Genomic DNA, 22691 nt, shown 5'->3' on the forward strand with positions numbered 1-22691 from the left:
TCACACGCACCGCTGGGCGAGCTGCTCGAGCCTGCGCTGGAGCGCCGGCGAGGTCTTCTCCGAGGTGAGCTGGTCGATGCTCAGCTCACCGACGACGTTGTCGGCATAGCAGCGGGTGAACTCCTTCGGGGTCTCGGTCCTCAGCAGTTCCTGCGCGAACTGGGCCCGCAGCGCCACGAGCTGCAGCGCCGCCTCGGAACCTCCGGTGCCGGGGCGCGCCTTCGCGTCCGGCTCGCAGGACTGCAGTCGTAGCCCGCGGCCCTCGGACGTCACGCTCGCGCTTCCCGCGGGCCCACGGGCGACCCAGGTGCGCAGCGCGGCGGTGAGCTCGGTGACGTCGCGTCGGCTGTCGCCGACCCAGTCGAGCCGGACACAGCTGCGGTCGTCCTGCTCGTAGGCGACGTAGTGGTCGCCGCCCCAGCCGTCGGTCGCGACGAGCGCGGTCTTCGGCGAGATGCGCTCGGCCAGCATGAAGAGCAGGCTCGGTGCCCCGAAGGTGCCGGACTCGAGCTTCTTGGCGCCCTCGGGGACCTCCGGCTGGTCGACGGGCCAGGCTGCCTGCCGGTCGGCGGCGGCGATCCATGGATCGACCAGTCCCTCCTCGCTGGTCGGCGGGCTCGTGAACAGGCCGTTCACCGCGTCCTTGCCGTCGAGCTCGAGGGTGAGCCCGATCAGTCCGGTGCCGAAGACGTACCTCGAGCCGAGCAGTGTCGTCAGGAAGGGCGGGACCCCCGCGAGGTCCTTCGTGGCCTTGTCGGATGCCGTCTTCTGCGCCTTCTCGACGGCCTTGCGCTCGGCCGCGGGCAGGGACTCCGCCCATGCTGACTCGACCCGGTCGGCGTCACCTTCGAGGAGAGCGCCCCACACGGCCGAGGCGCTGGTGTCGTCCTCCTCCTCGAACTGCTCGCGCTTCTCCTCGAGGTCGAAGTGCTGGTCCTGGAGTGCGTGGGTCAGCTCGTGGACGAGGGTCGATCGAACGTCCGGGGTGAGCTCGGTGCCCCGCATCCGGATCCGCTTGTCCTCGGGGTCGTAGAGGCCGATGACGCCGCCCGCCATGAGGTCGTTCATCACGTCGAGCAGGTCGACGTCGCCGCCCAGCAGCCCGATGGCGCGCATCATGCCGGCGGCGTCCTCCATCTCCTCGAGCTCGTCCTCGGCGAGCTCGGACTCCTCGGAGGTGACCTCCCTCTGGAAGGCCGCCTCGCTCAGGAAGTCGACGTGGACCGGGTGCTCGAACTCGAGCCCGCGCTGCTTCTCGACGATGTCGACGTAGGGCTGGACGCGCGCGTCCCACTCGTCGGGGATGTCCGGCCCACGCTGGGTCCACCACACGCCGGCGGTGGCGCCGGCGCTGATGAGCAGCAGGGCAGCCAGCCCGAGGAGGAGGGGCTTGCGGCGGCGGTTCCGCGCGGTGGGGGGCGCGTAGGAATCGGTCACGCGCAGGACCTTAGGTGATGACGCCGTCCTGCGGGGCAACTCGGCGGACGAGCTCCTCCCAGCCGGCGAGCACCTCGGCCTCGGTCATGGAGCCGTGCCCGATCTGCTGCCGCAGGATGGGAACGCTCAGCGGCGCGATCAGTGCCGTGGCCAGGTAGCGGAGATTGCCGGTCACACCGAGCTCGCCGAGCAGGATCCGGACGTGCAGGGCGGCGAACCCCAGGACGGCAGGGTTCTCGCCCCAGGTGCGCCCGGCAGCCTCGATCAGTGCGGCCTGGTCGAGGTGCAGACGCAGACGTGACGCGCCGAAGGCGAGAAGTCGTTCCATCGGCGGTGCGCCCGGTCCGAGGGGCGCAGGACCGCTGATCACGCCGGCCTGCCACTCGGCCTCACGGTGGTCCAGCAACGAGGCCATCAGTCCTTCGCGGCTGCCGAAACGCCGGAAGACGGTTCCCTTGCCCACGCCCGCCTTCGCGGCGACCGCCTCCATGGTCAGCACCTCGACCCCGCAGCCGCCCATCAGCTCGGCCGCCGCCTCCAGCAGCGCGACGCGGTTGCGCGCGGCGTCGCGCCGCTCGACCGGAGCGGTCGAGAGCAGGGGGAGGAGGGGTTGGGACATGGTGCGACAACCCTAGGTCGGCGTACCCACGACCGTCCGGCACAGAAAGAAAGTCGGCGGTCGGGAATGAAAGCGGACCACGGTCCGTTTCAGCCCTCATGACTGACACCACCACTCGCGTCGCCGTGCTCGTCGGCAGCCTCCGTGCCGACTCCCTCAACCGCAAGCTCGCCGAGATCCTCAAGGCCGAGGCGCCGGAAGGTGTCGAGCTCGACATCATCGCCGGCCTCGACCAGATTCCGTTCTACAACGAGGACCTGGACGCCGACAACGCGCCTGACGTTGCCGTTGCGCTGCGCCAGCGCGTGGCCGGTGCGGACCGTGTCCTCGCCGTCACGCCGGAGTACAACGGCACCATGCCGGCCGTGCTCAACAACGCCATCGACTGGCTCTCGCGCCCCTACGGCGCCGGCGCGATCGTGGGCAAGCCGTTCGGCGTCGTCGGCGCCACCCCCACGCCGTACGGCGGCAAGTGGGCCCACGCCGACACCGTGCGTTCCGCGGGAATCGCCGGCGCGGTCGTCGTCGAGGACGTCACCGTCTCCCAGTCCGCCATCGAGGTCGACCCGACCACCGACGCCGACGTCCGGGCCAAGCTGCTCGACGCCCTGGCCCGGCTGACGGAGTTCGCGCCGGCCGTCTCCGCTGCCTGATCGACTGAGTAGGGTCAGGTCGTGGCCGAACTCCACGACCTGACCGCCCTCGAGCAGGGCGCCCTGATCCGCTCCGGCGAGATCAGCCCCGTCGAGCTGACCGAGCACTATCTCGAACGCGCCGCGCGTCTCCCCCGGGAGTACGTCGACGGCGCGTTCGCCTTCCTGGACCCCGACGCCGCGCGCCAGCGGGCCCGGGCGGTCGCTGCGGTCGGACCGGTGGGCGACGGCGCCTCGCCGCTGGCCGGCGTACCGTCGGCGATCAAGGACCTCAACCTCACCAAGGGCGTGCCGACGTCCTTCGGCTCGGCGGTCTTCGCCGACCACGTGCCCGAGGTGTCCGACAGCATCACGCTGTCCCTGGAGGACGCCGGGATGGTCAGCCTCGGCAAGACCAGCACGCCCGAGTTCGGTTCCCCCTGCTACACCGAGCCCGAGGGGCGACCTCCCGCGGTGACGCCGTGGGACACCACCCGGATGGCGGGCGGCTCCTCGGGCGGTGCCGCGGCGGCCGTCGCCGCCGGCCTGGTGCCCGTCGCGCAGGGCTCGGACGGGGGCGGCTCGATCCGGATCCCGGCCTCCTGCTGCGGACTGGTCGGACTCAAGCCCACCCGCGGACGGATCAGCGGCTTCCCGATGTACGGCGACCCGGTCGGCCTGGCCGTGTCGGGCTCGATCGCCCGCACCGTCGGCGACGCGGCCGCGATGCTCGACGTGCTCGCCGGCCGCCGCGCGGGCGACCCGGCCTGGGCGCCGGCGCCGTCGGGCACCTTCCTGTCCGCGGTGGGCCGCGATCCCGGCCGGCTCCGGATCGCCTGCTTCTCGGCTCCCGTGATCGCCGAGGTCGAGGTCCACCCCGAGGTCCGGACCGCCTACGAGCGGGCACGCACCCTGCTGGGTTCCCTCGGCCACTCGATCGAGGACATCGGCGTCCCGATCCCGCCCGAGGCGGTGCCGGCCTTCGAGGCCTGCTGGTCGGTGCTGACCGCCCTGTCGACCGCGCCGCTCGCCGACGAGCAGCGCGCCTTGTTGCGTCCACTGACCCGGTGGCTGGGGGAGCGGGGCGAGGCCGTCTCGGGCCCCGAGTTCGGCCTGGCGATCGGTCAGCTGCGCCGGATCGCCGGGGAGGCGCTGGTGACCCTGGCGCCGTACGACATCGTGCTCACGCCGACCCTGGCCGCCCCGCCGCTCCCCGTCGGCGCGATCCGCGACGACGCCGACCCGGCCGCCGACTTCGAGGCACAGAAGCGCTTCACGCCGTGGACCTCGGCCTGGAACGTCACCGGCATGCCCGCCATCTCGCTCCCGCTGCACCAGACCCCGGAGGGCCTGCCGGTCGGGGTGATGCTCGCGGCCCGCCCGGCCGAGGAGGAGCTGCTGCTCTCCCTCGCCGCCCAGGTCGAGGCCACCGCGCCGTGGAAGGACCTCCGCCCGCCTCTGTGGTAGCGCGAAGTGCGTGGTTTTCTCCGCCGAAGTGCGTCGGTCTCTCCACCGAGGTGCGTCGTCCGCAGGAGAAGTCGCCGCACCTCGATGGAGAAAACCACGCACTTCGCGGGAGAAAAGCCCGCACTTCGTCAGGAAAACCAGCCCGGGGCGGAGGCGAGGAAGGTGGGGCGGTCCAAGGAGCCGGAACCTTCGGGGACCACGGCGAGGAGGGGTACGCCGGTGAGGCGGGTCAGGTCGGTGCGGTTGCAGGTCTCGGCGACACCGGGGTCGGAGGGCCACGCGCCGATGATGAGCCCCGCAGGTTCCACCTGGACCGCGCGCAGGGCGGTGACGGTGAGCTCGGTGTGGTTGAGGGTGCCGAGTCCGGCACGGCACACGACCACCACCTCGACGGGTGAGGAGATGCCCTCGTCGGTACGACGCCGCAGCGCGAAGGTGAGGTCGCGGGCGACGTCGAGCAGGGTGCCGCCGTCGGCGTCGAGCCGGACCAGCAGGCCGCCGGCGCCCTCGACGACGACGAGGTCGTAGCCGGAGGTGAGCAGGTCGCGGATCCGCGAGACGTGCTCCCGGACGGTCGGGATCGCCACGCCCTGCCGGCGGGCTGCGGTGTCGGGTGCGAGTGGCTCGTCGAGCGCCACGAGCTCGACCACGTCCACGCCCGTCAGCCCGGCGACGGTTGCGACGTCGTGCGGGTCGGCGTCGGGGCCGCCGACGCCGGTCTGCACCGGCTTCACCACGAGCACGCGTTCGCCGTTGTCGACGGCGCGTGCCGCGAGGGCGGCGGTGACGATCGTCTTGCCGACGCCGGTGTCCGTGCCGGTCACCACGACGACCCTGCTCACTGGTGCTCCTTGACGAGTGCGACGAGGGTCCGGACGGCGTGCGCCCAGTCGTGGTCCGGGACGCCTGCGGTGGCGGTGATGCGCAGCCTGGAGATGCCATCGGGCACCGAGGGTGGCCGGAAGCAGCCGACCCGGAGGCCCGCCTCGAGGGCTGCGGCCTGCGCGGCGACAGCGGCCTGCGGGGACGACATGGAGACCGAGAGCACGGCGCCGGCGGGCGCGACCACGCCCAGCGCGTCGGCGAGGTCAGCGACCCGGGAGCGCACCGTGGCGGCCAGGTCCGGCCGGGACCGCATCTCGCGCAGCGCGGCCAGCGCCCCCGCCGCAGCGGCCGGGGCCAGGCCGGTGTCGAAGATGAACGGCCGGGCCCGGTTGACGAGGTGCTCGCGCACCGCGAGCGACCCCAGGACCGCGCCGCCCTGGCTGCCCAGCGACTTGGACAGGGTGGCCGTGACGAGGACGTGCGGGAGCCCGGCCAGCCCGAGCGAGGTGACCAGGCCGGGGCCGTGGACGCCGACGCCGTGGGCCTCGTCGACGACCAGCAGGGCGTCGTACTGCTGGCACAGGGCGGCCAGCTCGACCAGCGGAGCGGCGTCGCCGAGCACGGAGTAGACCGACTCGACGAGGACCATCGCCCGCTCGCCGGCGGCCTCGGCCGCGGCCAGAGCAGCGCGCACCGCGTCGACGTCGCTGTGCGGCACGACCGACAGCTGCGCCCGCGACAGCCGGACCGCGTCGACCAGGGAGGCGTGGATGTGCGCATCGGAGACGACCCGGGTGGAGCGGTCTGCCAGCGCGGACACGACCGACAGGTTGGCGTGGTACCCGGTCGAGAAGACCAGTGCCGCGGGCTGTTCGAGGTGGTCGGCGAGCTCGTCCTCGAGCTCGGCGTGCAGCGTGATGGTGCCGGTGACCAGTCGGGACGCGCTGGCTCCGGCGCCCCACGCCAGTGCAGCCTCGGACGCTGCCCGTCGTACGGCGGGGTCGCGGGCGAGCCCGAGGTAGTCGTTGCCGGCGAGGTCGATCGTCGCGTCGTCGGCCGGACGTGCCCGCAGCTGTCGGGTCAGCCCGGCGTCCTCACGGGTGACGGCCTCGGCCGCCAGCCACGTCTCCCACTGGCTCATCCGGCCTGCACCGCCGCTCCGATTCCGGTGACGAGCACGTCGAGCTCGTCGTCGCTGATGACGTACGGCGGCATCGCGTACACGAGATCGCGGAACGGCCGGAGCCAGACACCGGCCTCGATCGCCGCCCCGGTCGCGGCGACGACGTCCACCTCGTGGTCGAGCTGTACGACGCCCACCGCTCCGATGGTGCGGACGTCACGAACGCCCGGAAGGATGCGCAGCGGCTCCAGCCCGGCCGACAACCGGTCGCCGATCCGGTGCACGGTCGAGGTCCAGTCCTCGGCGAGCAGCAGGTCGATCGATGCCGACGCGACCGCGCAGGCCAGCGGATTGCCCATGAAGGTCGGGCCGTGCATGACCACGCCGGACTCGCTCGCGGAGATCCCGCGAGCCACCGCGTCCGTGGTGATCACGGCGGCGAGGGTCAGGTAGCCGCCGGTGAGCGCCTTGCCGACGCAGAGGATGTCCGGGGTGACGAGGTCGCTGACGAAGAGGTGCCCGGTGCGGCCGAAACCGGTCGCGATCTCGTCGAAGACCAGCACCAGTCCGTGCTCGTCGGCGATCTCGCGGAACACCTGCAGGCAGGACTCCGGGTAGGGCCACATCCCGCCGGCGCCCTGGAGCAGCGGCTCGACGATGATGCCCGCCAGCTCGTGGTGGTGCTGGTCGGCGACGTGACGCAGTGTCGTCGCCCAGGCAGCGATCTCATCCGCGGCGGCACCGGCCCCGGGGGGACGTGGCGCGAAGACCTGCGGGGGCAGCAGGCCCTGCCACATCGAGTGCATCCCGCCGACCGGGTCGGTCACGCTCATCGCGTCGAAGGTGTCGCCGTGGTAGCCGCCGAGCACGGTCAGCATCCGGGTCCGGTCGGGACGTCCCCTCCCGCGTTGGTACTGCAGCACCATCTTCATCGCGACCTCGACCGACACCGAGCCGGAGTCGGCCAGGAAGACCCGCTCGAGCGGCTCCGGGGTGATGTCGACGAGTCGGCGGCCGAGCTCGACCGCCGGCTCGTGGGTGAGGCCGCCGAACATCACGTGCGAGAACCGGCCTGCCTGCGCGACCAGTGCCGCGTCGAGCGCGGGGTGGGCGTACCCGTGGATGGCGGACCACCACGACGACATGCCGTCGACGACCTCGCGGCCGTCGTGCTCGCCGCCGAGGGTGAGGCGCGCGCCCGTCGCTCCCGTCACCAGTCGCACCGGCGTCGGCTCGGTCATCGACGTGTAGGGATGCCAGAGGTGCTCGCGGTCGAACGAGAGCAGCTCGCCGGCAGTCGTGGCGCTCATCGCAGGACCTCAGGCGTTCGCGGGGACCTCGGTGCCGGCGCCGCGCTGGCGGATGACCGGCTTGTGGTCGTCGGCCCCGTCCGAGAGCCCGGCCGAGCAGCCACCACAGCTGGTGCCGCAGCCGGTGCTGGCCGAGCCGCACGGCGTGGTCGCGACGGCGTGGGCTGCAGCGGCGCGGGACGGCGCGTTGAACACGTCGTCGAAGGTGCCGTCGTTGAAGGCGTTCTCCTGGCCGAGGATCACGAAGCCGTTGTCGCGCATCATCTCGAGGTCGGACTTGGCGTCCTGGCCCTCGGAGGTGAGGTAGTCGCCGAGGAAGAGCGAGTTCGCGACGTGCAGGGCGGTCGCCTGCAGGGTGCGCAGGTGCATCTCGCGACCACCGGCGATGCGGATCTCCTTGTCGGGGCACACGAAGCGCGCCATCGCGAGGATCTTCACGCAGCGGGTGGGGGAGAGCTCCCAGGTGTTCTCGTACGGCGTGCCGTCGAAGGGCATCAGGAAGTTGACCGGGATCGAGTCGGAACCCAGCTCCCTGAGGGCGAAGAGCGCCTCGACGAGCTGCTCGTCGCTCTCACCCAGCCCGGCGATCAGGCCCGAGCAGGGGGACAGGCCGGCGGACTTCGCCTTGCCGATGGTGTCGACGCGGTCGTCGTAGGTGTGGGTCTGGACGATGTTGTCGTGGTTGGACTCGGCGGTGTTGATGTTGTGGTTGTAGGCATCGACTCCTGCGGCCTTGAGCCGCTCGGCCTGGCCGTCCTTGAGGAGCCCGAGGCACGCGCAGACCTCGACGCCGTCGTACTCGTCCTTGAGCGCCTCGGTCATCTCGACGACCTTGTCGATGTCACGGTTCGAGGGGCCGCGGCCCGAGGAGACCATGCAGACCCGGCTGGCGCCACCGGCGAGTCCGGCGCCGGCCTGCTTGAGGGCGTCGTCCGTGGAGAGCCAGGAGTACTTCAGGATGGGCGCCTCGGAGCCGATCGCCTGGCTGCAGTAGTTGCAGTTCTCGGGGCACAGGCCGGACTTGAGGTTGACCAGGTAGTTGACCTTGACCGTGTTGCCGAAGTGCGCGCGGCGCAGGCGACCGGCCGCGGCGACGAGGAACATCAGGTCGACGTCGGGAGCCCGGAGCACGGCGAGCGCGTCGGCCTCGGTGGCGGTGTCGCCGCCCAGGATCCGGGTGGCCAGCTCGTCGAAGTGGGTGGTCATGGTGCTCCTCGCGGCAGTGACTGTCGGCTCGAACTGAACAGTGTTCAGGTCAGAGCGTATCAGTCGTCGCCGATACCGCGGGCGTGCAGCGCGTCACCGGTCGCCCGGGCGTGCGCGACGACCCGGATCACCAGCGGGGTGAGGTAGGCCCGCGGGTTGCGGTCCAGTCCCCGGGCGCGCGCGGCGTCCCGGGTCTCGGCGGCGATCTCGAGGGTCAGCGGGATGCCGCGGATCATCAGGGAGAACGCGAGCGCGACCAGCTCGGGCCGGACGCCGAAGCGGCGGAAGGGCTCCAGCCACCGGGTGATCGCGTCGATCATCCGCTCGACCTGGGTCGTGGTGGTGAAGACCGTGGCGAGCAGCAGCAGGGCGACGAGGGCGCCGACGACGACGTACGCGCGCTCCGGGCCACGCTGCCAGGTCTGGTACGCCGCCAGGAAGACCATCGCGACGAGCATGCCGCGCAGGCTGCGTGCCGCCCGGCGCACCGGTACGCCGCCGACGACGCAGCCGATGACCGCGAGCCCGAGCAGCGCGGAGGTCGTCGGCACGCCCCGGAAGGCGACGGCGAGGATGCTCAGCACGACCAGCCCGAGCAGCTTGGTCCCGACCGGCAACCGGTGCAGGACCGAGGTGCCGGGGCGGTACTCGCCGATCGGGCTGAATCCCACGCCTCAGCCTGCCGTTCGGCGGTAGTGCGCGACGACCTCGGCAGGGCTGCCGTCGGCGACGACCGCGCCCTGGTCGACGAGCAGGGCACGGTCGCAGCGCAGTGCGAGGTCGAGGTCGTGGGTGGCGAGGACGAGCTGTTGGGACAGCCCCAGCAGCAGGTCGCCGATCTTGCGGGAGTTGCGCAGGTCGAGGAGCGTCGTCGGCTCGTCGGCCACCAGCACGGCCGGATCGGTCGCGAGGACCCCGGCGATGGCGAGCAGCTGGCGTTGACCGCCCGAGAGGGTGTGGACGCTGCGCTCGGCCAGCTCCTCCAGTCCGTACGACGCCAGCACGTTCCGCGCAGCCGCCGCACGCTCCTCGCGTCCGCGGACCTGGTGACGCAGCGAGAGGGCGATGTCCTCGATGACGGTCGGCATCACCAGCTGGGCGGTCGGGTCGGTGAAGACGAAGCCGACGCGGCGACGTACCTCGCGGCCCTTCTTCGCCACGTCGAGTCCCTCGACCAGCACCTGGCCGGTTGTCGGCTCGACCAGTCCGTTCACCAACCGGGCGAGGGTCGACTTGCCCGAGCCGTTGGGTCCGATCAGGGCGATCCGCTGCTCGGTGAGGTCGAGCGTCGTCTCCTGGACGACAGTGATCTCCGGCACCGGGCCACCGGGCGTGACGGCCCGGACGACGACCCCGTCGAACTCGATCCGGCTCATTTCTCGCGGCGGGCGGCGAGGTCGGGGAAGGCGCGGTGCACGGCGGTCGCGACGAGTGCCATCACAACGTTCTTCGCGATGTCGCCGGGGAAGTAGGCGGCGTCGTAGCTGAACGCCTCCTTGAGGCTCAGGTCCGCGCGCCAGGCGAGGTTGAGCGGGCCGAGCGTGTGGACGAGCAGGAAGCTGCTGAGCAGTCCGCAGGTGAAGACGAAGGTGAACTGGGTGGCGTTGTGCCGGTTGCGGTAGACGAGGTAGCCGCAGAGCGTGGCCGCCAGCGGGAAGGCCACCAGGTAGCCCGCGGTGACGCCGCTGTAGTGCGAGACGCCGGACGCGCCACCCGAGTAGATCGGCAGCACGAGGCCGGCCGCCAGGTAGAGCATCACTGAGAGGAAGCCGCGCACCGGACCGAGCACGGCACCGGTGAGCAGCACGCCGAGCGTCTGCAGCGAGTAGGGAATGCCGACGCCGGTCTTGATGTCGGGCAGGATCGCGCAGACGGCGATCAGCGCGGCGAATCCGGCGATCAGGGCGACATCGGTCGTGGGGGTGCGGCGCGTCATCGGGTCACTCTCGAGCGGGGGAGGCGCGCGGAGCGCGGCCTGAACGGTGTTCAGGTTAGGCTTGCCGTCGTACGACGGTCAAAGTGCCGTGCGGAGCGCGGGAGGGAGTGGGCAGGTGAGGTACCGGCGGGCCGATGTGGTCGAGCGGGCGATCGGCGTCCTGGACGCCCACGGTCTCGACGCGCTCTCCATGCGACGGCTCGCCGCCGACCTCGGGGTGCAGCCCGGCGCGCTCTACCACCACTTCGTCAACAAGGACGCGTTGCTGCAGGCCGTGGCCGACGAGGTGCTGCAGCGCGGCCGGCGGCCCAACGAGATCGTCACCTGGGACGCGGAGCTGAGCCTGCTCTGCGTCGGACTGCGCGATGCGATGCTGCGCCACCGTGACGGTGCCGCCCTGATCGCGCAGGTGCACCGCTCCGACGGCGAGGCGCTGGAACAGCCCCTGCGCGCGGCCCTGACGCGTGCCGGTGCGGACGACCAGCTCGCCCGGGTCGGCGCCCGGAGCCTGGTGCGGTTCGTGCTGGCCCACCAGGACGACGAGGCCGACGACTTCCACCTGGGACTCAGCCTGGTCCTCGACGGGCTGCGGGCGCGGATCGCCTGACCTGCCGGTGACCGGTGCCTGTCGCCTCTCGTTATCGTGGAGGTAACACCGAGGAGGCACTGTGGACGACATGGCAGCGAAGACCCAGAAGCCGGTGACGGTGGTCCTGTTCGGGGCGACCGGTGACCTCGCTCGACGCAAGCTCCTTCCCGGGCTCCTGCACCTGTTCGAGACCGGCCTGCTCCCCGACCTGCAGGTCATCGGCACCTCGCTCGACGACCACACCCAGGAGTCGTTCGCCGCGTTCGTGCTCGACGCCGTCAAGGAGTTCTCGGGCGACGACAACGACATGGCGGCCTGGCCGGAGTTCGCGCCGCTGCTGCACTGGGCTCCCGGGGCGGAGGGCCCGTCCGGCCTGCGCGCCGCGGTGGAGAAGGCCGAGGCGGGACGTCCGGGTGACCGGGTGCGGCTGCACTACCTCAGCGTGCCGCCCAAGGCAGCCCTGTCGGTCGTGAAGACCCTCGACGAGGCGAGCCTGGTCGAGGGCAGCCGGATCATCATGGAGAAGCCGTTCGGGGTCGACCTCGCATCGGCCCGCGCGCTGAATGCCGAGCTCCACCAGACCTTCGACGAGTCGCAGATCTACCGGATCGACCACTTCCTCGGGAAGGAGGCCGCGCAGAACATCCTGGCGTTCCGCTTCGCGAACGGCCTCTTCGAACCGATCTGGCACCGCAACAACATCGACCACATCCAGATCGACATCCCCGAGGAGCTGGGTCTCGACCAGCGCGCCAACTTCTACGAGTCGACCGGTGCCTACAAGGACATGGTGGTCACGCACCTCTTCCAGGTGCTGGCCTTCATCGCCCTCGAGCCGCCGACCGAGCTGACGCCGCACGCGATCAACGAGGAGAAGAACAAGGTCTTCCGGTCGATGCTGCCGATCGATCCGGCCGATGTGGTCCGGGGTCAGTACCAGGGCTACCGCGACATCCCGGGCGTCGCGGCGGAGTCGGAGACCGAGACCTTCATCGCGCTGAAGTGCTACATCGACAACTGGCGCTGGGCCGGCGTGCCGTTCTACCTCCGCACCGGCAAGCGGCTGGCCGAGGGGGCACGGATCATCTCGATCGCCTTCAAGGAGCCCCCGAAGTCGATGTTCCCGAAGAACTCGGGAGTGGGGGAGCACGGCCCCGACCACCTGACCTTCGACCTCGCCGACAAGGCCAAGATGTCGCTGTCCTTCTACGGCAAGCGGCCCGGACCGGGGATGAAGCTCGACAAGCTGTCGATGCAGTTCGCGATGGGCGACACCACCTGGGCGGGATCGGTGCTCGAGGCCTACGAGCGGCTGATCTACGACGCCGCGCGCGGCGACCAGACCCTGTTCACCTCGGCCGAGGGCATCGAGCGGCTGTGGGAGGTCTCGGCGCCCCTGCTCGAGAACCCGCCCGTCGTGCGCCCCTACCGGCAGGGCAGCTGGGGTCCCAACCAGATCCACCAGCTCATCGCGCCCTATGCCTGGCGGCTGCCGTTCGAGCGGCAGTGGAGGGATCCGAACGCGATGGGCTGAGTCCCGTCGGGGCGGGCGTCAGTCGATCGCGCCCGCCTCGCGGGCCAAACGCACGGCGTGCACGCGGTTGCTGGCGTGCAGCTTGCGCATGGCGTTCTTGAGGTACGACTTCACCGTGCTCTCGACCAGGCCGAGCGAGGCCGCGACCTCGCGGTTGCTCTGACCGAGGGCGACCTGCGCCAGGACATCGATCTCGCGGGCGGCGAGGCCGATCGGCGCGGGCGCTCGTGCCGTCGTCGGCTGCGGTGTGCGGCCGCTCTCGACCCTGCTGCGCACGTCCTCGAGGCGGGCGCGCAGGGCGTCGTCCTGGACCAGCGCGGCGAGGTCGGCGAGCTCGTCGGAGATGTCGCGCAGGTCGGAGCGGGTGAGCCGGACCTCCGGCGGAGCGGCGGTCGGCAGCAGCATCCCACCCAGTGACACCATCCGGCGACGGACCTCGTCGTCGACGGCGATCTCGCGCTCGACCCGGCGCACGAGGGGCAGGAAGGCGTCGTACCAGACGTCGCCGAGCACGACCTGGGCCCGGTGGGCGAGGTAGACGACCATGCGCGGGGCGCGGTCGACCACGATCGGCAGTGCCGTGACCGTCTCGAGCTGCTCGGCCCGCACCGGTGCGTCGTACTGATGGGTGATGCCGCGTGCGTCGTAGTAGTTGGTGACCGACACCGGCCGCCCGATCAGCAGTGCCTTGCCGCCGAGGCCGTGACCGGTGCGGACGCGCAGACCCTGCAGGGAGCGGGTGTTGGTGTTGTGCAGGCCGGTGATGTCGATGGCGGCGGCGCTGGTGTTGACCGGTCCGCCGAAGGCGACGTCGCTGTGTCCCATCGCGCGGAACTCGCCGAGGGTGCGCACGAGCCGGCTGCCGTCGTACGGCGCCTCTCGCGCGACATCGAGAACCATGGCTCCACGGTAGGTGACACCGGTCACACCGGCAATCCGGAGCCGACCCGGCTACCTCCTTTGGGAGGGACCACCTCCTTCGGGGGTTCGCCGTCGATGTGTCCCGGCTCACACTCGGCGGCACGCACAACCACTGAGGAGCTGATCCATGACCGACCTCTCGACCCGCCGGGCCACCGCGCCGCCCACCATGCGCCGCGTTGCCTTCGCGAGCTGCGCCGGGACCACCATCGAGTTCTACGACTTCTTCATCTACGGGACGGCCGCCGCGCTGGTGTTCCCGACGGTCTTCTTCCCCGCCCTGGGCGACTCGGCGGCGAGCGTGGCGTCCTTTGCGACCTTCGCGGTGGCGTTCGTGGCCCGACCCCTCGGGGCGATCGGCTTCGGTCACTTCGGCGACCGGCTCGGTCGCAAGCGGACCCTGATCAGCACGCTGCTCCTGATGGGAGCGGCCACCGTGGCCATCGGGCTCCTGCCGAGCGCGGCCACCATCGGCGTCGCGGCACCGATCCTGCTCGTGGTGCTGCGCTTCCTGCAGGGCCTGGCCGTCGGCGGGGAGTGGGCCGGCGCCACGTTGCTCGCGGCGGAGTACGCGCCGCCGAACAAGCGCGGCCTGTACGCCGCGTTCCCGCAGCTCGGCCCTGCCATCGCCTTCGCGCTCTCGAGCGGCACCTTCCTGCTCGTGAACCGGCTCGTCGGCGAGACCAGCCCGGCGTTCGTCGAGTGGGGTTGGCGGGTACCCTTCGTCGCCAGCGCCCTGCTCGTGCTGGTCGGCCTCTACGTGCGGTTGAAGGTCGAGGAGACCCCGATGTTCCGGGAGTCCTCGCGCACCCGCGCCGACACCCAGGGTCCGCTGGCGGCCGCCCTGAAGCACCAGTGGCGCGAGATCCTGCTCGGCGGTGGCTCGCTGGCGATGCTGTTCGCGTTCTTCTACGTCGGTACGGCGTTCCTGACGTCGTACGGCACGACGGTCATCGGACTCTCCCGGGCGAGCGTGCTGACGATGGGCGTCGTCGGCGCGGTCGTGTTCGGGATCATGATCACGCTCTCGGCCGTCTACAGCGACCGGTTCGGCCGCCGCAAGGTCGTCCTCGTGTCCTGCCTGCTCTCGATCCCGTGGGGCTTCGCGCTGTTCCCGATCCTCGACCACGGCACCGGCACGGCGTTCGCGATCGGCCTCTTCGGCACCCTCGCCATCTTCGCGGTGTCCTACGGCCCGGCCGGCGCGATGCTGCCCGAGATGTTCCGCACCGAGTACCGCTACACCGGCGCAGGCATGGCCTACAACCTCGCCGGCGTCATCGGCGGAGGTACGGCGCCGTACCTCGCCTCCGACTTCGCCGAGGCCGGCAACACTTCCGCGATCGGCTGGATGCTCGCCGGGTTCGGCGCGCTCAGCGTGGTGTGCGTGCTGCTGATGGCCGAGACCCGGCACCGGTCGATGGACGAGGGAGTGTCGGATCAGGACGCGGCGAGCGTGCCGCCCGCCGTGAAGGTGTAGTCCTCAAGAGGGAAGCGCACCGCCTGGCGGTGCGCCGAGAGGGTGGACGTCGGCCGCAGCAGCACGGCCTCGCCGTGCTGGTTGAAGTAGTAGCTGCGCGCTGTCGAGCAGCTGCCCGCGCTGAACACGGAGTTGCCGAGGAGGCCGGTCATCCGGTCCAGGAAGGCGTCATTGGCCTCCTCGGTGACCTCCACGACGTCGGCCCCGTTCGTCGACATCGCCTCGAGCACCCGCGACATGTGGGCCATCTGTGTCTCGATCGTCGTGAAGTACGACAGGCCCGAGTAGGAGTACGGGCTGTTGAGGGAGAAGAAGTTCGGGAACTTCGGCATGGTGATGCCCTCGTAGGCCTGGAACCGGGTCTCGCGCCACCACTTGCCGAGGTCGCGGCCCTCGCGGCCGATGATCTCGATGGCGGGGAAGTTCACGTCCCACAGGTTGAAGCCGGTCGCGAGGACGAGCACGTCGAGGTCCACCCGGTTGCCGTCCGCGGTCACGATGCCGCTGGCGTCGACGTGGTCGATCGTCGTCGTCTCGAGGTCGACGTGGGGCCTGGTGAAGGTCGGGAAGTAGGTGTTGCTGAAGGTCGGGCGCTTGCAGCCGAAGTCGTAGTCGGGGGTGAGCTTCGCCCGCAGCTCGGGGTCCTTGACCTGGCTGCGCAGGTGGCGCTCGCAGACCCGCTTGCCGATCTGGTTGGCCATCGGCAGGTCCCGGAAGTGCAGGACGCCCGCGACCATCAGGAGCTCGAGGATCGTGCTCCCGACCAGGCGGGTCGCCTTCTGGGTGAGCGGCACCTTCGCGAACGTGCCGCGCACGACGCCTGGAACCGGACCGTCCAGCTTCGGGCTCACGTAGATCGGGGTGCGCTGGTAGACGGTGAGGTGGTCGGCCACCTTCGCGAGCTCGGGGATGAGCTGGACGGCGGTCGCGCCGGTGCCGATGATGCCGACCCGCTTGCCGACCAGGTCGATGTCGTCGTCCCACCGCGTGGTGTGCATGACGTCCCCGGCGAACTCCTCGACGCCGGCGATGTCGGGCAGCTTCGGCTGGGAGAGGAAGCCGGTCGCGGTCAGCAGGAACCGGCCGACGACGGTCTCGCCGCCGTGCAGCGTGACGTGCCAGGTCGAGGACTCCTCGTCCCAGCGGGCGCCGTTCACGACGGTGTCGAAGCGCATGTGGCGGCGCAGGTCGTACTTGTCCGCGACGTGGGTCGCATAGGCCTTGAGCTCGGAGCCCGGGGCGAACAGTCGCGACCAGTGGGGGTTGGGCTCGAAGGAGTAGGAGTACGTCGAGCTCGGGATGTCCACGGCCAGACCGGGATAGCGATTGACGTGCCAGGTGCCGCCGAGATCGTCCTCCCGCTCGAGGATCACCAGGTCGTCGTACCCGGACCGCTTGAGCTGGATGGCGGCCCCCATGCCGCCGAAGCCGGCGCCGACGATGACGGCGTCGTGGACGTGGGTGGCGGGGGTCCTGTTGGTGCGCTTGCTCATCGGTTGCTCCCGGTGGAGGTGTTCCGGTCGTCATGGACGGCCTCGGCGAGGCGGGCGTCGTAGGCGGCGCGTGCGGTGTGGTCGGGGTGCAGGGCGCGGTCGCCGCGCACGACCTTGCGGACGCGGTCGAGCACCGGGACCGGCAAGAGCTGGGTGCCGACGGCCAGCGCTCCGACGTAGCGAGGCACAGGGATCTCGGCGGCCCGGTTGCGGACCGAACCGACGACGGCGGCTGCGATCTCCTCCGGCGCCACCTTGGGGATCGGTCGCATGTCGAAGCCCGAGGCCAGGTCGGTGTCGACGGCTGAGGGCAGGACCGCGGTGAGGGTCACGCCGTACGGCGCGAGCTCGAGCCGGCTCGCCGCCGTCAGGCCGACGACCGCGAACTTGCTGGCGTTGTAGACCGCGAGTCCGGGGACCGGGAACTTGCCGGCCAGCGAGGCGATGTTGACGACGTGGCCGCGGCGGCGCTCGGCCATGCCGGGCAGGACCCGCCGCATCCCGTTCAGCACGCCGTGGACGTTGACCTCCATGGTGAGTCGGTCGGTCGCGGACGTCTGCTCGAGGAAGGCGCCGGACGGCATCACGCCGGCGTTGTTGACCAGCACGTCGACGGGGCCGTGCTCGGCCTCGGCGGCGCTCACGAAGGCGTCGTACGACGCGGTGTCGGCGACGTCCAGGTGGTGAGCGCTCGCGCCGATCTCCTCGGCGGTCGCCCGGGCCACGGTGAGGTCGAGATCGCCGATCGAGACCAGGGCGCCGCGGGCGATGAAGGCCTCGGCGGTGGCGCGGCCGATGCCGCGTGCTGCGCCGGTGATGACGACGTGTGCGCCGTCGAGGTCGATCCGGGTGGGGCGGGTCATCGTGTGGGCTCCAGGGTCTTCAGGCGTCGGGGGACGAGTGAGGTGGCGTGTTGGCGGGCGGTCTCGCGGACCAGTTCGAGGCGTGAGGCATCCATGAAGTTGGCGCCCATGGCGGCCAGGTCGGCGGGGGTGGGCTCGATGCGGGACACCCGCGCACCTGCGGCCCGGATCGCCGCGATCTCGCGGTCGAGGCGTCGGGTCATCGGATGGCGCAGGAGGCGTTCGGCACGGGCCAGGCCGCGGCCGGGCGCGCCTCCGTGGCTCGACATCGGCGCCACGATGACGACCTCGTCGATCCGGCCGCTCGCGATCTCCGGCAGGAGCAGGTCGGCCGAGGTGGGGGAGATGCTGCCGCCGTCCAGCAGCGGTCGTCCGTCGATCTCCACCGGCGGGAACCAGCCGGGGATCGCCCAGGAGGCTGCGATCGCGGCACCGAGGTGGGCTCGTGGTGCGTCGGAGCGGCCGAGCGGGAGGCGTTCTCCGGTGCGGGCATCGGCGGCCACCAGCCAGGTGTCCGGGTGCGTGACCCAGCCGTCGGCATCGGCGAGGGACTCGCCGAGCTCCCTCAGCCAGCCGGCGTCACCGTTGCCGCGGGGGAGCAGCCCGGCGAGTCCGGCGAGCAGGTCGGTGCGGCGGGCAAGAGCGGCGCGGGTGAGGCCGAGCCCCGGGAAGGAGGGGCGGGGCAGGCCGGGCGTGCTGCGCGGCGCCGACGGGGCGCTGAGGTGCGCGGCGACCCGCGGATCGGAGGCGCCGTCGATGGCGGAGCCGCTGATCCCGGCGCCGAGCAGGGCGACCAGCTCAGCGCCGGCCGACGTACCGACGAGGAGGTCCGCCGTGCGCGGATCCCAGCCCTGTCGCTCCAGTTCGGCCAGCACCGCAGCCGTCCAGGCGAACCCCAGTGTGCCGCCGCACCCGATCACCAAAGCGCGTCCCATGGAGCCTCCCGGCAAAACGGAATGGATTGTCAGAAACGGAACGTATCGTCAGTTCTGGAGTTCTGCAATAGGCTCTGCTGTCATGACCACGGTGGATGCGGGCCTCTCGCGACTCGAACGGCGCAAGGCCGAGACGCGGCGCGACATCATCGATGCTGCCTTCACGTGCTTCGCCGACCAGGGCTACCACTCCACCGGGATCGCCGACATCGCCGCACGCCTCGGCATCGGCCACGGCACCTTCTACCGGTACTTCGAGAACAAGCGCGACATCGTCGAGAACGTCATCGACGAGCTGATCGAGCGGATCATCGCCACCCTCGGCGCCGAGAACGCGCCTGACGCGGTCGACACCCTCGAGGGCTACCGCGCCCAGTCGGCGCGCATCGGCGAAGGCTTGGCGCGGATCTTCAGCGAGGACCCGCGCGTGCCGCTCCTGCTGCTCTCCGCCGCCGGCATCGACGACGCGATGCGCGAGAAGATGCTCGACCTGTTCGAGCTCACCGCACCGCTGACGGCGGAGTACCTCGAGCACGGCGTGCGCTGCGGCTACCTGCGCGCCGACCTCGACGTCGAGCCGACCGCCCAGGCGATCAACGGCATGATCCTCGGCTCCGTCCTCGCCGCGCTGCGCGACCCGACACCGCAACGGCAGGCGCGGTTGAGTGCCGCGATTCGTGCGGTCATGTACGACGGCATCGCTGCGGGGTGAGGTCGAGGCGCTATCGGGACCCGAGCGCTGCCCTCGATCGACGGATGTTCCGGACGATCGCATTGTCATTGGTGACGGGTGGCGTGCTCATGCTGTTCGGACTCTCGGAGCTGCGCGATGCTCGTGCTGACGCGGACTACTGGAACCGGGGTGGCCCGGTCCCCGCGTTGCTCGGCGGTGTGGCGATGGTGGGCATTGCCGTCGCGGCGCTGGTCCGTCGTCTGCGTCATGGCCCCCAAGAGCCGGGGCGCCGTGTCAAGGGAGACTGAGGGGCGAGCAAGTTGCTGTTCAGGCGGGCATCGTGGCAGCCGTGATCGGGCTCTTCACCCGTGACTGAGCCGGCGGCTGTCACAGCGCGCTGAGCAGCCGCTCGCACTCCTCGACCAGCCGCTGGCGCAGTGGCGCGCCCCGTTCGGCGAGGCGCGCATGTCGAGGGTGCGGATGTCCCAGGCGAGCTCGAAGCAGTCGGCATCGACGATGCGATGCGCGAGAAGGTGCTCGACCTGTTCGAGCTCACCGCACCGCTGACGGCGGAGTAACTCGAGCACGGTGTGCGCTGCGGCTACCTGCGCGCCGCATGTACGACGGCGTCGCTGCGCTGTCCTGATCAGGCTGCGTCGTCGAGGGTGAGCTCGGTGTTGAAGTAGAGGTCGGGGCGTGGTCGGAATGGCTCACGAGGTGTCGTGAGCTTGCGGGTTCCGGTCGCATCGACCAGGTAGTGGGCCCCGTGGGGATCTCGCCAGAGGATGATCCCGGGGAAGGGTTGTCGACACTCCCACGGTCTTGATCCGGTGGTGGGTGCGGGTCATCGGGCCGAGGTTCCCGGCTTCGGTCTTCCCGCCTTCTGAGTAGGGAAGGTTGTGGTCGAGGTCGACCCGGCGGGTGGTGTTCGATGCGTAGGGGAAGATGTCGCCGCCGTGGATGAGGTGCACTGCTTGTCGCATGGCGGCGGGGATCTCGTAGGCGTCCACGGGTGCCTGGTTGGCGAGGTTGATCACCGGAAGGACGGTGACCTGCCCGGTGACGTGGCCGGCGACGTGGGCGATCATCTGCCTCGCCCACGCGACGGTGACGGGTCCGTGGTCCTCCATCCGGGCGATCTCGGAGTCGGGTGTCAGGTGCAGGTCGATCCTGACCGTCGGCTTGATCGGTCCCACACCGAGGTCGAGGTGGGCTTCGGGGTTGGTCAGCAGCGCGAACGCGGCGAGCTTGCGTTCACGCAGATCAACCGCAGGCATCCGGGCTTCGAGTGCTTTGGCGACTGCGGTGATGGCGATGTCGGTGGCCATCAGGGTCGTGATGTGGTCGCGGATGGTCAGGGTCGCGACACCGTGCTTGTTGATCCGGCTCATCCGGATCCCGCGCTCGAGTGAGGCGGCGTGTTCCTTGGTCTGGGCGAGCTCGGGTGAGGCGGCGGCGACCTTGCCGTCCAGGACCGCGAGGAACCGGGACCACGCCAGGCGCCCGTCGGTGATCTCGTGGACCTCGGCGTCGACCCCGTGGACCTCGGCGTCGACCCACGCGGCTTGGGCTTCGGTGAGCTCCCGGGTCGCTTCCGCGACGCGGCGGGCGTGCCCGGACCGGGTGGTCCCTGCCTTCAACCCCGCCGCGAGTCGGGGGAGGCGGTGGTGGATGTCGACGGCATCCGCGATCAGCTTCTTCGCCCCGTACGGAGACGTCTGGATGCGTGCCGCGAACGCTGATGCGGCGTACTCCGTGACCAACGGTGTCCCGGCCGCGCCTGCCGGGATTGCGCGGTCGCGGGCACGTTTCGAGACGGACGCGGCACGGTCGGGGTGGTGCAGCATCGCCCACTGGTACGCGGCCGCCACGAGGTTGCGCTCAGCCTGCAAACGGTGGGCGTGCTCGGACTCGGCGTAGTCCAGGACCTCGGTCCTGGTCATGTCCTCGAGCACCGGCGTGTTCATACGAGTATTGGACCAGAGGATGGGGAGTGGCTGGTTCCGGCACCGGGTCACCCGGTCTCGAGACGACCGCGGGCGGCCTCCTCGACCAACGGTGGCTGGTTCCGGCACCGGGTCACCGGGTCTCGAGACGGCCGCGGACGGCCTCCTCGACCAACGGGCCACGACAGCGCGACCCGCCCTCCGCCGTACCTCCTCGTCGCTGCCCTTTCGGAACGGGATCACCGATCGACCGCAGCCGACGGGCGGCTCCCGGCAGCACGGCCAGGGGTCTCGAGCCGGCCGCGGGCGGCCTCCTCGACCAACGATGGCAGGGACTGCTCGACCAACGGGCATGGATGCGAGTCCTACGATCGTGAGGTGATCTCGCGAAACGCGAGAACTGGCCGGCCGGGCAGTGGTTCGCGCTGCGGGTCGACTATGTCGAGCCGCCGTCGTGGAAGCGGGCCCTCTTCTGCGTCACCCTCGTGCTCCGCTACCTCGGGACGCTGGGATTCCACGTCGCGATGTTCAAGCACCCCGGCACCGTTCACGTCATCCGTCGCACCGATGGCGCGGTCGTCACCACCGCCCATTTCACACGCCCATGGGAGATGTGGTGGGAGGTCGACTGGTGGGAGAAGCAGCTGCGCGAGCTGACCGCCGCCGACTTCTGTGAGCTTCTCCAGGATCCGACCGACTCGAGCGTCGGTGCCGTTCCCGCGGCTCGCGGAGAGGCCTGAGTGGGTCAGCCAGCAGGCCTTGCCATTGTGAGCGAGGTCGATCGTCGTCGCGATCGCCGGCACTTGGACCTGATCGCCGCGCTGGTGGTTGCGGGACCAAGCGCGCGCTACTGAGCGGCGCGGACTCCCAGCAGCCGTTCGCACTCCGCGATCAGCCTCGCCCGCAGCGGCGCACCCCGTTCGGCAAAGCCGCGCTGCGCCTCGGCGTACGTCGCCTTGCCCTCCGCCGTCTCGATCCGCACCGGCTCGAAGCCGAGATCCGCGAGGTCGTACGGCGCCGCGCGCATGTCGAGGGTGCGGATGTCCCAGGCGAGCTCGAAGCAGTCGGCCACGAGGTCGGAGGAGATCATGGGGGAGAGGCGGAAGGCGTGCTTGTAGAGGTCCATCCCGGCATGCAGGCAGCCCGGCTGCTCGAACTCCGGACGATCGTCGCGGCCCGGGCTCAGGGTGTTCAACGGCCGCGCGGGTGTGGTGAAGAAGCGGTAGGCGTCGAAGTGCGAGCAGGCGATCCGGTGGCCCTCGACCACCTCGTCGGTGCCGTCGGGGCCCAGCCGCAACGGCCAGTCTGCGTGCCGGGTCTCGTCCTCCGCCAGCCGGTAGACCATCGCCCACTCGTGCAGTCCGAAGCAGCCGAGGTGGGGCGCGCGCCCGGCGGTCGCCTTCAGGAGCCGGTGCAGGGCGGTGAGCAGGGGCCGTTGGCTGGCGACGTACGTCGTCGTGACGGCGCCGTCGGGCCCGTAGCCCTTGAGTGCGGCGTACTCCTCCGCATCGGCCAGCCCCACGCCGTACCCCGGGTGCCAGCGCCGCAGCTGTGCCGGCCGATAGGAGTAGTAGGTGAAGAGGAAGTCGAGGACCGGGTGCTTGACCTGCGTCTCGCGGCGAGCGAGGTGGGGTGAGACGTAGGCGTCGATGCGCGCGGCGTGGGCCGTGGCGCGCTTCGTCCATTCCTCCGCATTCACGAC

Annotated in this window: 24 protein-coding genes; 9 read left to right on the forward strand and 15 right to left on the reverse strand. The window is 70.9% G+C overall.

The window, feature by feature from the left end; translation table 11 throughout:
• Nucleotides 1-1437, reverse strand: coding sequence for a hypothetical protein (locus ASE01_RS11645; protein ID WP_056751326.1), 1437 nt, complete (start codon nucleotides 1435-1437; stop codon nucleotides 1-3).
• A gap of 10 nt (nucleotides 1438-1447) precedes the next feature.
• Nucleotides 1448-2056 (reverse strand): TetR/AcrR family transcriptional regulator, encoded by a 609-nt coding sequence (locus ASE01_RS11650; RefSeq protein ID WP_056751330.1) that lies wholly within the window; start codon nucleotides 2054-2056, stop codon nucleotides 1448-1450.
• A gap of 98 nt (nucleotides 2057-2154) precedes the next feature.
• Here ASE01_RS11650 and ASE01_RS11655 point away from each other — a divergent pair, with 98 nt between their 5' ends.
• Together ASE01_RS11655 and ASE01_RS11660 are read left to right on the forward strand one after the other, a co-directional pair.
• Complete coding sequence (locus ASE01_RS11655; protein WP_056751332.1) at nucleotides 2155-2709, forward strand: NAD(P)H-dependent oxidoreductase; 555 nt, start codon at nucleotides 2155-2157, stop codon at nucleotides 2707-2709.
• A 21-nt stretch (nucleotides 2710-2730) separates the two neighbouring features.
• A complete protein-coding gene (locus tag ASE01_RS11660; protein ID WP_056751334.1) occupies nucleotides 2731-4155 on the forward strand; it encodes an amidase in 1425 nt (474 codons plus the stop codon).
• 128 nt (nucleotides 4156-4283) lie between these two features.
• Here the strand turns inward: ASE01_RS11660 and bioD are convergent, their stop codons facing one another.
• Genes bioD through ASE01_RS11695 form a run of 7 tightly spaced genes read right to left on the reverse strand, consistent with a single transcriptional unit; the run spans nucleotide 4284 to nucleotide 10555 of the window.
• Nucleotides 4284-4997 carry a dethiobiotin synthase gene (bioD, locus tag ASE01_RS11665; protein WP_056751337.1) on the reverse strand — a complete coding sequence of 238 codons (714 nt, stop codon included), beginning with the start codon at nucleotides 4995-4997 and terminating at the stop codon, nucleotides 4284-4286.
• Nucleotides 4994-6121, reverse strand: coding sequence for an 8-amino-7-oxononanoate synthase (locus tag ASE01_RS11670; protein ID WP_056751340.1), 1128 nt, complete (start codon nucleotides 6119-6121; stop codon nucleotides 4994-4996). The genes bioD and ASE01_RS11670 overlap by 4 nt, the downstream gene beginning before the upstream one ends.
• Nucleotides 6118-7413 (reverse strand): adenosylmethionine--8-amino-7-oxononanoate transaminase, encoded by a 1296-nt coding sequence (bioA, locus tag ASE01_RS11675; RefSeq protein ID WP_056751345.1) that lies wholly within the window; start codon nucleotides 7411-7413, stop codon nucleotides 6118-6120. The genes ASE01_RS11670 and bioA overlap by 4 nt, the downstream gene beginning before the upstream one ends.
• Nucleotides 7414-7422: 9 nt before the next feature.
• Nucleotides 7423-8619, reverse strand: coding sequence for a biotin synthase BioB (gene bioB, locus ASE01_RS11680; protein ID WP_056751349.1), 1197 nt, complete (start codon nucleotides 8617-8619; stop codon nucleotides 7423-7425).
• 59 nt (nucleotides 8620-8678) lie between these two features.
• Nucleotides 8679-9290 carry an energy-coupling factor transporter transmembrane component T family protein gene (locus ASE01_RS11685; protein WP_056751352.1) on the reverse strand — a complete coding sequence of 204 codons (612 nt, stop codon included), beginning with the start codon at nucleotides 9288-9290 and terminating at the stop codon, nucleotides 8679-8681.
• A 3-nt stretch (nucleotides 9291-9293) separates the two neighbouring features.
• A complete protein-coding gene (locus ASE01_RS11690; protein ID WP_056751355.1) occupies nucleotides 9294-9995 on the reverse strand; it encodes an energy-coupling factor ABC transporter ATP-binding protein in 702 nt (233 codons plus the stop codon).
• On the reverse strand, nucleotides 9992-10555 hold the full coding sequence (locus tag ASE01_RS11695; protein ID WP_056751358.1) for a biotin transporter BioY: 564 nt from the start codon (nucleotides 10553-10555) through the stop codon (nucleotides 9992-9994). The genes ASE01_RS11690 and ASE01_RS11695 overlap by 4 nt, the downstream gene beginning before the upstream one ends.
• Nucleotides 10556-10670: 115 nt before the next feature.
• Between ASE01_RS11695 and ASE01_RS11700 the strand changes: the two genes are divergently transcribed.
• Both ASE01_RS11700 and zwf read left to right on the forward strand, forming a co-directional pair.
• Nucleotides 10671-11162, forward strand: a complete 492-nt coding sequence (locus tag ASE01_RS11700) for a TetR family transcriptional regulator (protein WP_082605997.1) — start codon at nucleotides 10671-10673, stop codon at nucleotides 11160-11162.
• 70 nt (nucleotides 11163-11232) lie between these two features.
• Nucleotides 11233-12678 carry a glucose-6-phosphate dehydrogenase gene (gene zwf, locus ASE01_RS11705; protein ID WP_056752178.1) on the forward strand — a complete coding sequence of 482 codons (1446 nt, stop codon included), beginning with the start codon at nucleotides 11233-11235 and terminating at the stop codon, nucleotides 12676-12678.
• An 18-nt stretch (nucleotides 12679-12696) separates the two neighbouring features.
• Here zwf and ASE01_RS11710 read toward each other — a convergent pair whose 3' ends face one another.
• Nucleotides 12697-13578: a helix-turn-helix transcriptional regulator gene (locus ASE01_RS11710; RefSeq protein WP_157537284.1), complete on the reverse strand. Its 882-nt coding sequence runs from the start codon at nucleotides 13576-13578 to the stop codon at nucleotides 12697-12699.
• A gap of 148 nt (nucleotides 13579-13726) precedes the next feature.
• Here ASE01_RS11710 and ASE01_RS11715 point away from each other — a divergent pair, with 148 nt between their 5' ends.
• The gene (locus ASE01_RS11715; protein ID WP_056751367.1) at nucleotides 13727-15079 is read left to right on the forward strand and encodes an MFS transporter; all 1353 of its coding nucleotides are present in this window, start codon (nucleotides 13727-13729) and stop codon (nucleotides 15077-15079) included.
• Here ASE01_RS11715 and ASE01_RS11720 read toward each other — a convergent pair.
• Genes ASE01_RS11720 through ASE01_RS11730 form a run of 3 tightly spaced genes read right to left on the reverse strand, consistent with a single transcriptional unit; the run spans nucleotide 15040 to nucleotide 18370 of the window.
• Nucleotides 15040-16572 (reverse strand): flavin-containing monooxygenase, encoded by a 1533-nt coding sequence (locus ASE01_RS11720; protein ID WP_056751370.1) that lies wholly within the window; start codon nucleotides 16570-16572, stop codon nucleotides 15040-15042. The genes ASE01_RS11715 and ASE01_RS11720 overlap by 40 nt on opposite strands.
• On the reverse strand, nucleotides 16569-17435 hold the full coding sequence (locus ASE01_RS11725; protein WP_056751373.1) for an SDR family oxidoreductase: 867 nt from the start codon (nucleotides 17433-17435) through the stop codon (nucleotides 16569-16571). Before ASE01_RS11725 ends, ASE01_RS11720 begins: the two co-directional genes overlap by 4 nt.
• Nucleotides 17432-18370, reverse strand: coding sequence for a patatin-like phospholipase family protein (locus tag ASE01_RS11730; protein WP_200958821.1), 939 nt, complete (start codon nucleotides 18368-18370; stop codon nucleotides 17432-17434). Before ASE01_RS11730 ends, ASE01_RS11725 begins: the two co-directional genes overlap by 4 nt.
• A gap of 82 nt (nucleotides 18371-18452) precedes the next feature.
• On the opposite strand from ASE01_RS11730, the gene ASE01_RS11735 reads away from it, so the two are divergent.
• The 3 genes from ASE01_RS11735 (at nucleotide 18453) to ASE01_RS24400 (ending at nucleotide 19621) form a co-directional block, all read left to right on the forward strand.
• Nucleotides 18453-19082: a TetR/AcrR family transcriptional regulator gene (locus tag ASE01_RS11735; RefSeq protein WP_056751379.1), complete on the forward strand. Its 630-nt coding sequence runs from the start codon at nucleotides 18453-18455 to the stop codon at nucleotides 19080-19082.
• Between the two features lie 44 nt (nucleotides 19083-19126).
• Nucleotides 19127-19351: a hypothetical protein gene (locus tag ASE01_RS11740; protein WP_056751382.1), complete on the forward strand. Its 225-nt coding sequence runs from the start codon at nucleotides 19127-19129 to the stop codon at nucleotides 19349-19351.
• Between the two features lie 129 nt (nucleotides 19352-19480).
• Nucleotides 19481-19621 (forward strand): hypothetical protein, encoded by a 141-nt coding sequence (locus tag ASE01_RS24400; RefSeq protein WP_157537286.1) that lies wholly within the window; start codon nucleotides 19481-19483, stop codon nucleotides 19619-19621.
• Between the two features lie 132 nt (nucleotides 19622-19753).
• On the opposite strand, the gene ASE01_RS11745 is transcribed toward ASE01_RS24400, so the two are convergent.
• On the reverse strand, nucleotides 19754-21010 hold the full coding sequence (locus ASE01_RS11745) for an HNH endonuclease signature motif containing protein (protein WP_056751385.1): 1257 nt from the start codon (nucleotides 21008-21010) through the stop codon (nucleotides 19754-19756).
• Nucleotides 21011-21474: 464 nt separating this feature from the next.
• Here ASE01_RS11745 and ASE01_RS11750 point away from each other — a divergent pair, with 464 nt between their 5' ends.
• On the forward strand, nucleotides 21475-21729 hold the full coding sequence (locus ASE01_RS11750) for a hypothetical protein (protein WP_056751387.1): 255 nt from the start codon (nucleotides 21475-21477) through the stop codon (nucleotides 21727-21729).
• Nucleotides 21730-21836: 107 nt separating this feature from the next.
• Here the strand turns inward: ASE01_RS11750 and ASE01_RS11755 are convergent, their stop codons facing one another.
• A complete protein-coding gene (locus ASE01_RS11755; protein WP_235535958.1) occupies nucleotides 21837-22688 on the reverse strand; it encodes a 3-methyladenine DNA glycosylase in 852 nt (283 codons plus the stop codon).
• Between the last annotated feature and the right edge of the window lie 3 nt (nucleotides 22689-22691).

The organism is Nocardioides sp. Root190 (genome assembly GCF_001428565.1).
Lineage (GTDB): Bacteria > Actinomycetota > Actinomycetes > Propionibacteriales > Nocardioidaceae > Nocardioides.

Excerpts from the sequence above, each read along its gene's own strand:
- ASE01_RS11725 (WP_056751373.1), bottom strand. The coding sequence starts at position 17,435 with ATGACCCGCCCCACCCGGATCGACCTCGACGGCGCACACGTCGTCATC.
- ASE01_RS11650 (WP_056751330.1), bottom strand. The coding sequence starts at position 2,056 with ATGTCCCAACCCCTCCTCCCCCTGCTCTCGACCGCTCCGGTCGAGCGG.
- ASE01_RS11740 (WP_056751382.1), top strand. The coding sequence starts at position 19,127 with ATGTTCCGGACGATCGCATTGTCATTGGTGACGGGTGGCGTGCTCATG.
- ASE01_RS11710 (WP_157537284.1), bottom strand. The coding sequence starts at position 13,578 with ATGGTTCTCGATGTCGCGCGAGAGGCGCCGTACGACGGCAGCCGGCTC.
- bioB (WP_056751349.1), bottom strand. The coding sequence starts at position 8,619 with ATGACCACCCACTTCGACGAGCTGGCCACCCGGATCCTGGGCGGCGAC.
- ASE01_RS11720 (WP_056751370.1), bottom strand. The coding sequence starts at position 16,572 with ATGAGCAAGCGCACCAACAGGACCCCCGCCACCCACGTCCACGACGCC.
- ASE01_RS11735 (WP_056751379.1), top strand. The coding sequence starts at position 18,453 with ATGACCACGGTGGATGCGGGCCTCTCGCGACTCGAACGGCGCAAGGCC.
- bioA (WP_056751345.1), bottom strand. The coding sequence starts at position 7,413 with ATGAGCGCCACGACTGCCGGCGAGCTGCTCTCGTTCGACCGCGAGCAC.
- ASE01_RS11655 (WP_056751332.1), top strand. The coding sequence starts at position 2,155 with ATGACTGACACCACCACTCGCGTCGCCGTGCTCGTCGGCAGCCTCCGT.
- zwf (WP_056752178.1), top strand. The coding sequence starts at position 11,233 with ATGGCAGCGAAGACCCAGAAGCCGGTGACGGTGGTCCTGTTCGGGGCG.
- ASE01_RS11715 (WP_056751367.1), top strand. The coding sequence starts at position 13,727 with ATGACCGACCTCTCGACCCGCCGGGCCACCGCGCCGCCCACCATGCGC.
- ASE01_RS11690 (WP_056751355.1), bottom strand. The coding sequence starts at position 9,995 with ATGAGCCGGATCGAGTTCGACGGGGTCGTCGTCCGGGCCGTCACGCCC.
- ASE01_RS11695 (WP_056751358.1), bottom strand. The coding sequence starts at position 10,555 with ATGACGCGCCGCACCCCCACGACCGATGTCGCCCTGATCGCCGGATTC.
- ASE01_RS11745 (WP_056751385.1), bottom strand. The coding sequence starts at position 21,010 with ATGAACACGCCGGTGCTCGAGGACATGACCAGGACCGAGGTCCTGGAC.
- ASE01_RS11730 (WP_200958821.1), bottom strand. The coding sequence starts at position 18,370 with ATGGGACGCGCTTTGGTGATCGGGTGCGGCGGCACACTGGGGTTCGCC.
- ASE01_RS11670 (WP_056751340.1), bottom strand. The coding sequence starts at position 6,121 with ATGAGCCAGTGGGAGACGTGGCTGGCGGCCGAGGCCGTCACCCGTGAG.